Origin of the sequence: Kitasatospora sp. NPDC057512, assembly GCF_042802135.1 — a bacterium.
Taxonomy (GTDB): domain Bacteria; phylum Actinomycetota; class Actinomycetes; order Streptomycetales; family Streptomycetaceae; genus Kitasatospora.
The window spans coordinates 1-7933 of record NZ_JBHVET010000376.1 but is presented as its reverse complement, the minus strand read 5'-3'; the positions used below and the strand labels follow the sequence as shown (position 1 = coordinate 7933).

5 protein-coding genes and 1 pseudogene are annotated in these 7933 nt (G+C 74.3%); 2 read left to right on the top strand and 4 right to left on the bottom strand.

The features are described 5' to 3' along the window. Genes ACFU6K_RS23270 through ACFU6K_RS23260 form a run of 3 tightly spaced genes read right to left on the bottom strand, consistent with a single transcriptional unit; the run spans position 1 to position 3493 of the window. Complete coding sequence (locus ACFU6K_RS23270; RefSeq protein WP_380665950.1) at positions 1–1047, bottom strand: agmatine/peptidylarginine deiminase; 1047 nt, start codon at positions 1045–1047, stop codon at positions 1–3. Positions 1048–1064: 17 nt separating this feature from the next. Further along, entirely contained in the window at positions 1065–2786 is a 1722-nt protein-coding gene (locus tag ACFU6K_RS23265; protein ID WP_380665948.1) for an urease subunit alpha, read from the bottom strand. Further along, the gene (locus tag ACFU6K_RS23260; RefSeq protein ID WP_380665946.1) at positions 2783–3493 is read right to left on the bottom strand and encodes an urease subunit gamma; all 711 of its coding nucleotides are present in this window, start codon (positions 3491–3493) and stop codon (positions 2783–2785) included. Before ACFU6K_RS23260 ends, ACFU6K_RS23265 begins: the two co-directional genes overlap by 4 nt. A 706-nt stretch (positions 3494–4199) precedes the next feature. On the opposite strand from ACFU6K_RS23260, the gene ACFU6K_RS23255 reads away from it, so the two are divergent. Both ACFU6K_RS23255 and ACFU6K_RS23250 read left to right on the top strand, forming a co-directional pair. Then, positions 4200–4586, top strand: a complete 387-nt coding sequence (locus ACFU6K_RS23255; protein ID WP_049658213.1) for an ATP-binding protein — start codon at positions 4200–4202, stop codon at positions 4584–4586. A 456-nt stretch (positions 4587–5042) separates the two neighbouring features. Beyond that, entirely contained in the window at positions 5043–7349 is a 2307-nt protein-coding gene (locus ACFU6K_RS23250) for a SpoIIE family protein phosphatase (RefSeq protein WP_380665944.1), read from the top strand. A gap of 61 nt (positions 7350–7410) precedes the next feature. On the opposite strand, the pseudogene ACFU6K_RS23245 reads toward ACFU6K_RS23250, so the two are convergent. Then, positions 7411–7933: pseudogene (locus ACFU6K_RS23245) on the bottom strand (hypothetical protein); the annotation flags it as partial.

Here is a 7933-nt window from a genome sequence, read left to right as displayed (position 1 = left end):
TCAGAGCGCCTTCGGCTGCTGCTGGGTAATGCAGTGGATACCGCCGCCGTTGGCGAAGATCTCGCGGGCGTCGACGAGTTCGACGGTGCGGCCCGGGTAGGCCTCGGCGAGGATCGCGGCGGCCTCCTGGTCGCGCGGGTCGTCGAAGGCGCACAGCACGACGGCGCCGTTGGCCACGTAGTGGTTGATGTAGGAGTAGTCGACCGGCTCGCCGTCCTCGTCCAGCAGGACGGTGGGGGCGGGCAGTTCGACGACCTCCAGCGGCCGGCCCTGGGCGTCGGTCGAGGCGCGCAGCACGGCGACCAGTTCGCGGCAGACCTCGTGGTCCGGGTGCGAGGGGTCGGGCTGGACGTGGGCGACCACGACGCCGGGACGCACGAAGGAGGCGACGATGTCGATGTGCCCGCGGGTGCCGAACTCGTCGTAGTCGCGGGTGAGTCCGCGCGGCAGCCAGATCGCCTTGGTGGTGCCGAGGAAGGCGTGCAGCTCGGCCTCGACCTCCTCCTTGGTCCAGTGCGCGTTGCGGCCCTCGCCGAGCTGGACGGTCTCGGTGACGAGCACCGTGCCCTCGCCGTCGACGTGGATTCCGCCGCCCTCGTTGATCAGCCGGGAGGCGAACCGCCGGACGTCCGTCAGCTCGCTGATGTGCTCGGCGATGTGCTGGTCCTTGTCCCAGCGGGCCCAGGACTGGGCGCCCCAGCCGTTGAAGATCCAGTCGGCGGCGGCCAGCGAGCCCTTGCCGTCGATCAGGAAGGAGGGGCCGATGTCGCGCATCCACGCGTCGTTCAGCGGGCGCTCGACGATCTCGACCTTCTCGGAGACGTACGTGCGCGCCTGCTCGGTCTCGCCGGTGTTGACGATCAGCGTCACCGGCTCGTACCGGACGATGGTGTCGGCGACGGCGGCCCAGGCCTGGCGGGCGGCGTGCAGCTGCTCGGGGCCGTCGAAGGTGGGGTTGGCGGTGGGGAAGGCCATCCAGGTGCGGTCGTGCGGGTGCCACTCGGCGGGCATCCGGTAGCCGAGGGAGGCGGGCGTGGCGGTGGTCATCGCGAAGTCCTAAGCGGTCAGAGGAAGTAGAGGCGGCTGAGCGAGACGCTGTCCGCGGGTTCGGAGCGCAGCGGCGAGCCGTCCAGGGAGACCAGCCCGGTCTCGGTGACCTCGACGTGGCCGACGCGGGCGTTGCGCACCATGTCGCGCGGTCCGATGCCGCGGGTGTTCCGCACGCCGACCCGGCGGCGGCGGGTCGGCAGCCCGTCGGCGGCCCGGTCGAGGTAGGCGCCGTCGGCGGCGGCCTGGGCGACGAAGGCCACCGAGATGTCGGCGGCGGTCGCGCCGTGGGCGCCGAACTGCGGTCCCAGGACGAGCGGTTCGCAGCGGTCGGTGGAGGCGTTGGGGTCGCCGACCACGCCGTACGCGGGGAAGCCGGCCTTGAGGACCAGCTGAGGCTTGGCGCCGAAGTGGTCGGGGCGCCACAGCACGATGTCGGCGAGCTTGCCGATCTCGATCGAGCCGACCTCGTGGGAGAGGCCGTGGGCGATGGCCGGGTTGATGGTGAGCTTGGCGATGTAGCGCAGCACGCGCTCGTTGTCGTCGCCGCTCTCCGTCGTCCCGTACGAGCCGGCGCCGTCGAGCGGGCCGAGTTCGGCCTTCATCTTCCCGGCCATGGCGAAGGTGCGGCGCACGGTCTCGCCGGCCCGGCCCATGCCCTGGGCGTCGGAGGAGGTGATGCCGATGACTCCGAGGTCGTGCAGCACGTCCTCGGCGCCCATGGTGCCGGCCCGGATGCGGTCGCGGGCCATCGCGGCGTCGCCGGGCAGGTCGGGCTTGAGGTCGTGGGCGGAGACGATCATGTCGTAGTGCTCGCCGAGCGCGTCCCGCCCGAACGGCAGCGTCGGGTTGGTGGAGGAGCCGATGACGTTCGGCACGCCCGCCATCTTCAGCACGTTGGGGACGTGCCCGCCGCCGCAGCCCTCGATGTGGAAGGCGTGGATGGTCCGGCCTTCGAGGACCTTCAGGGTGTCCTCGACGGAGAGGCACTCGTTCAACCCGTCGGTGTGCAGGGCGACCTGGACGTCGTACTCCTCGGCGACCCGCAGCGCGGTGTCCAGCGCGCGGGTGTGCGCGCCCATGTCCTCGTGCACCTTGAAGCCGGACGCGCCGCCCTCGGCCAGCGCCTCGATCAGCGGGGCCTCGTCGGAGGACGAACCGCGGCCCAGGAAGCCGATGTTGACGGGCCAGGCGTCGAAGGAGTTGAAGGCGTGCCGCAGCGCCCAGGGGGAGTTGACGCCGACGCCCCAGACCGGGCCGAACTCCTGGCCGATGATGGTGGTGACACCGGAGGCCAGCGAGGCCTCCATGATCCGCGGCGAGAGCAGGTGGACGTGGGTGTCGATGGCGCCGGCGGTGGCGATCAGGCCCTCGCCGGAGACGATCGTGGTGCCGGTGCCGACGACCACGTCGACGCCGTCGAGGGTGTCCGGGTTGCCGGCCCGCCCGATCGAGGCGATCCGGCCGCCGATCAGGCCGATCGAGGTCTTGCGGACGCCCTGGACCGCGTCGATCACCAGGACGTTGCTGATCACCACGTCGCAGGTGTCGCGGACGGCGGCGGGCTTGAGGTGCAGGCCGTCCCGGGCGGTCTTGCCGAAGCCGGCCAGGAACTCGTCGCCGGGCGCCTGGGAGTCGGACTCGACCCGGACGATCAGTCCGCTGTCGCCGAGCCGGACCCGGTCCCCGGCGCGCGGGCCGTGCACGGAGATGTAGTCGTGCGGGGTGATCGCGCTCACGAGGGCACCTCCGAGTCGTCGAAGCTGGTCAGGTAGCCGGTCGCGCGGGCCTTCGCCAGGGCGGCCTCCTTCGCGCCGGGCGCGTCCAGCGGCCCGTCCACGAGCCCCGCGAAGCCGATCGCGACCCGCTCTCCGCCGATCGGCACCAGGCCGACCTCGACGGTGGCGCCCGGGTCGAAGCGCACCGAGGAGCCGGCCGGCACGGCCAGGTGGGTGCCGTAGGCGGCGGCCCGGTCGAAGGCCAGCCGGGGGTTGGCCTCGAAGAAGTGGAAGTGCGAGGTGACCGAGATCGGCACCCCGGAGGTGTTGTGCACGGGCAGCAGCAGCGCCTCCTCGACCGGGTCGTAGCCGGCGCCGTCGCCGATCAGCGCACCGCCGGGGGCGTCGTCGCCGAGCGAGCCGGCGCCCTTGAACGGGTCGTTGACGACGGCGAGGCGGGTGCCGTCCTCGAAGACGGCCTCGACCTGGACGACGGTGACCACGTCCGGCACGCCGGGCAGCACCTCGTCGGCGGTCAGCACGGAGCGGCCGGCCTCGATGGCCTCGGCCAGGCGGCGGCCGTCGCGGGCGGCCTCGCAGACGGTGTCCGCGATCAGGGCGGTGGCCTCGGGGATGTTGAGGCGCACGCCCCGGGCGCGGCGGGCGCGGGCCAGTTCGGCTGCTGTGAAGATCAGCAGCCGGTCCCGCTCGGTGGGGGTCAGTCGCACGGTTCCTCGCTCGCGGTCGCCGGGGAGGGGGTCGGCTCGGGGCCTCGGGGGCTGTCGGGGGTCGATGTTAGAACGGCGTTCAAACATCTCGGGGCCATTGAACCCGCAGCGGGCCGCCCTGTCCAGCGTTGCCGCTCCGCGGGCGTTCGGCCTGCCGGGCGGGGGACGGGGGTGAGGGGGTGGGGGTGAGCGGACGGGGGTGAGGGGGTGGGGGCGGGCGGACGGGAGGCCGGGAGGGCTGGATGACCCCGTGGGCCGGTGCCCGGATCCCCGGCGCGCGGCGGGAGCGGAGCGGGGGGCGCGCGGTCGGGCGCACGGTCCGTACGGGCGCCGGGTGTGCGCGGGATCGGGTGGCGGCTTCCTCGAAAACAGCCTCTGCGCTTCGCAAACCTGTCCGGCGCGGGCAGTTGGATCACGCGAACCATCCCGTGCCCCTTTCACCCCACGTGATCGGACGCACACTGTTGCAAACGCCGCCAACTGGGCATGAGGATGAGTGGTCAGAACGAGGGGGCCACCCGGCCGGCGGGGGATCCGGAGGCAGGGGGCCCGGATTTCAGGGCGGGGGCATGTGTTGATGGACGGTCAGTCGCGATTCCCGCGGCAGCGGACGAGTTCCGGCGACGCCTACCGGTCCGGGCCGGTCCAGGCGCCGGTCGCCGGCACCGGGACGACCCTGCCGGGTGCGCCGGCACCGGGGTGTGCCGTGCACCGGAGACTGCACCTCACGCTCGATCCGGCGGATCTCGTCGGAGTGGGCGCGGTCCGGCGGCGGCTGCGCTCGGCGCTGAGCCACTGGGGGGTGCCGGAGCTGTCCGACACCGCCGAGCTGCTCTCCTCCGAGCTGGTCACCAACGCGCTGCTGCACACGGGCAAGGGCGCGGTGTTCGACGCGGAGCTCGGCTCGGACCACCGGCTGCGCATCGAGGTGCAGGACGGCACCAGCAGACTGCCCGGGCGGCGGCGCGATCCGGAGGGCGAGTACGCGACCTCGGGGCGCGGCCTGCTGCTGGTGGAGGCGCTCGCCGACTCCTGGGGCGTGCAGCTGCGCGGCGACGGCAAGGTCACCTGGTTCGAGCTCGCCATGCCCTGAGCCCCACTTCCGGGCGGCATGCTCCGGGCCGTGCGTTCCGGGCCGGCGGCAGGACGTACGATTGTTCGCCGTCGATTGATTCGCCGTCGATTGATTCGCCGTCGAAGGATGCCCGGAACAGAAGGCGGAACGGAAGATTTCCGGCCCGTTGGCATTGCCGCTCGGCCGAACATTGGCCAGGATGGTGGGAATGTGTGTCCACGTGCGGGAAGCAGCGGGGAGACCGAACCTCGACTGGCGACCGTCCGTCGCACCGTCCTATCCAGCACGACCCATCACAACGCCACGCGGCCCGTCCGGACGGTCGGCGCGGTCCGCCACGGCAGCGGCAGGAGCAGCATGCCCACTGAGCCCGAGTCGCCGGGGCCGGCGCTTCCTCCCGGCGCGGCGCCCGTCGTCGAGCCGCGAACGGTGGAGCCGCGAGCCGTAGAGCCGAGGACCGTGGAGCCGAGGACCGTGGAGCCGCGCACCGCTCGGCCGAGAGCCGTCGAGCCGCGCGTCGCCGAGCAGCCGGGCGCCCCCGAGCCGCGCACCTCCGGGCAGCCCGCCGCCGGGCCCACCACCACCGGGACGGGCCGGGCCCGGCCGCCCGCGCAGCCCTCGCGCCGCGGCTCCGCGGTGCGCCCGTCCCCGAGCCTCGCCGCCGCCCGGCTGGCGCCCGTGCTGTCGGGCGGACTGCCGCCGTCCTCCGCGGACACCATGCCGGACTGGCTGGAGCCCGCGATGGCGGCCAACGGCATCGGCTCCTTCGACTGGGACATCCGCCGCGACGTCCTGGAGGGCGACCAGCGGGCCTGTGCGATCGTCGGACTGGACGCCCTGGGGCAGAGCCGCTTCGACCGAACGGCCGCCTCCTTCCTGGCCATGCTGCACCCCGAGGACGCGCCCGTGGTGCGCCGCCGGGTCGAGCGCGCGGTGGCCGAGCTGGGCCAGTGCGGCGCCTACTACCGGACGGTCGGGGCGAACGGCGGCATGCGCGCGGTGCGCTTCCGCGGCCGGGTGCTCGCCGACGCCTTCGGCCGGGCCTCCCGGATGGTCGGCTTCGTCTGGGACGCCACCGTCGAGCTGCACAAGCGGGACCACGCCGACCGGATGGCCCTGCTGCGCGAGGAGCGGTCCCGGTTCATCAAGGAGGCGGCGCGCGCCCTCTCCGAAGCCGTCACCGTGCGTGACGTGGCCCGGGTGTTCACCGAGCTGCCGCTGCCCGGACTGCCGCCGGACGGCCTGGTGCTGGCCTCCTTCGAGGCCGGACGGGCGCAGATCCTCGGCGCCTCCGGCTACCGCTCCGACTCGCTGGCGGTCTGGGACCGCACCGTGCTGCCGCCCGGCCACCCGGCCGCCGAGGCGCTGCGCCACCGCGCGCCGGTCTTCGTCTCGACCCGCGAGGACTTCCGCGACGGCTACCCCGAGGTGTGGGAGGCGACCAGCCGCACCGGCCGGGGCTCCTGGGCGTACCTGCCGCTGGTGGCCAGCGGCCGGGCGATCGGCGTCTGCGTGGTCAGCTTCGACGACGAGCGCGAGCTGGACGCGGACGAGCGCACCCTGCTGACCACGCTGGGCGGGCTGGTCGCCCAGTCGCTCGCCCGGGCCCGGCTGCACGACGCGGAGCACGAGCTCGCGGCCGGCCTCCAGCGGGTGATGCTGCCGCGCACCGTCCCGTCCGTCCCGGGCGTGACCACCGCCGTGCGCTACCTCGCGGCCGGCTCCGGCCTCCAGATCGGCGGCGACTGGTACGACGTGGTGCCGCTGCCCGGCGGACACGTCGGCCTGGTGATCGGCGACGTCCAGGGCCACGACGTGCACGCCGCCGGGATCATGGGCCAGCTGCGGATCGCGCTGCGCGCCTACGCGGCCGAGGGCCACCCGCCCGCCGCCGTGATGGCCCGCGCCTCCCGCTTCCTCGCCGACCTGGACACCGACCACTTCGCGACCTGCACCTACGCCGAGGTCAACGTGGACTACGGCGTGGTCTACGCCGTCCGGGCCGGTCACCTCGACCCGCTGGTGCGCCGCGCGGACGGCACCGCCGCCGTGGTGCCGGTGGCCGGCGGGCTGCCGCTGGGCATCGACCCGGACCAGGAGTACCGGGTCACCCGGTTCAGCCTGGACCCGGGCGAGACCGTGCTGCTCTGCACCGACGGCCTGGTCGAGGCGCGCGGCATGGACCTGGACGAGGGCATCGCCCGGCTCGGCCGGGCGCTCGCCCGCCCGCTGCCGGACGCCGGGCAGGCCGCCCGCGACCCGCTGGAGGAGCTGGCCGAGCGGATCGCCTCCCAGGCCGCCGACTCCAGCGAGCGCGAGGACGACATAGCGCTGCTGCTCCTGCGCTGGGACGGCCCGGCCGGCGGTCTGGCCGCCCAGCAGCTGCGCCGCCGGATCGGCCAGGCCGACCTGGCGCGGGTCGCCGAGGTCCGGGCCGAGCTGCGCGACGCGCTGCGCCGCTGGGGGGTGGCCGAGTTCATCGACACCGCCGAGCTGCTCTCCTCCGAACTGGTCACCAACGCCATCCGGCACACCGACCGGGACGCCATGTTCACCGCCCGGCTCTACCGGGAGCCGGAGGCGGACGGCGGCCGGACCCGGCTGCGGGTCGAGGTGGAGGACGAGTCGGACCTCTGGCCGACCCGCCGGACGCCGGGGGAGCAGGCCTCCTCCGGGCGCGGTCTGATGCTGGTCGAGGCACTCGCGGACTCCTGGGGCGTGGAGCCGCGCGGCTCCGGCAAGCGGATGTGGTTCGAGCTCAGCGGGGCGTCGGCGGCCTGAGCCCCGGCCCGGCCCCCGGTCTCCGCACCCCGGGGGCGGCGGGGTGCCGACGGGTGACCGGTCAGCCGAACTGCTGCTCCAGGTCCTTCAGTTTGCGTTCCATCTCGTCCAGCCGGGGCAGCGTGACGGTGTCCTCCTCCAGGGTGAGGTCGATGGTGCGCCGCTCCGGCCTGGCCGGCAGGCCCGGCTGGACGGCCGTGCCCTCGGCCGGTTCCACCTCGCGCGGACCGGCGGGGCGCTCCACCTCGGGACGCTCGGCCCCGACGCGTTCCGCCGATACCCGTTCCGCCGACACCCGTTCCGCCGACACCCGTTCCGTCGAGACGCGTTCCGCCGAGAGGCGTTCCACCCCGGGCCGTTCCGCCGCGGCGGCCGTCGCGGGCTCCGCGCCGGACCCCGGCCGCCGCGCCGTGCCGCCACCGCGCCGCCAGGCGCTGTGGGAGCGGTTGATCGCCCGGATCTCGGCCCGTTCCCGGCGCCCGGCCAGCTTGCGGCGCTGCTTCTCGTCGGCGCGCTCCCGCTTGTCGTCGCGCACCTCCTCGACCGCCTCGTCCAGGCTGCGGACGTTCTCCAGCAGCATCAGC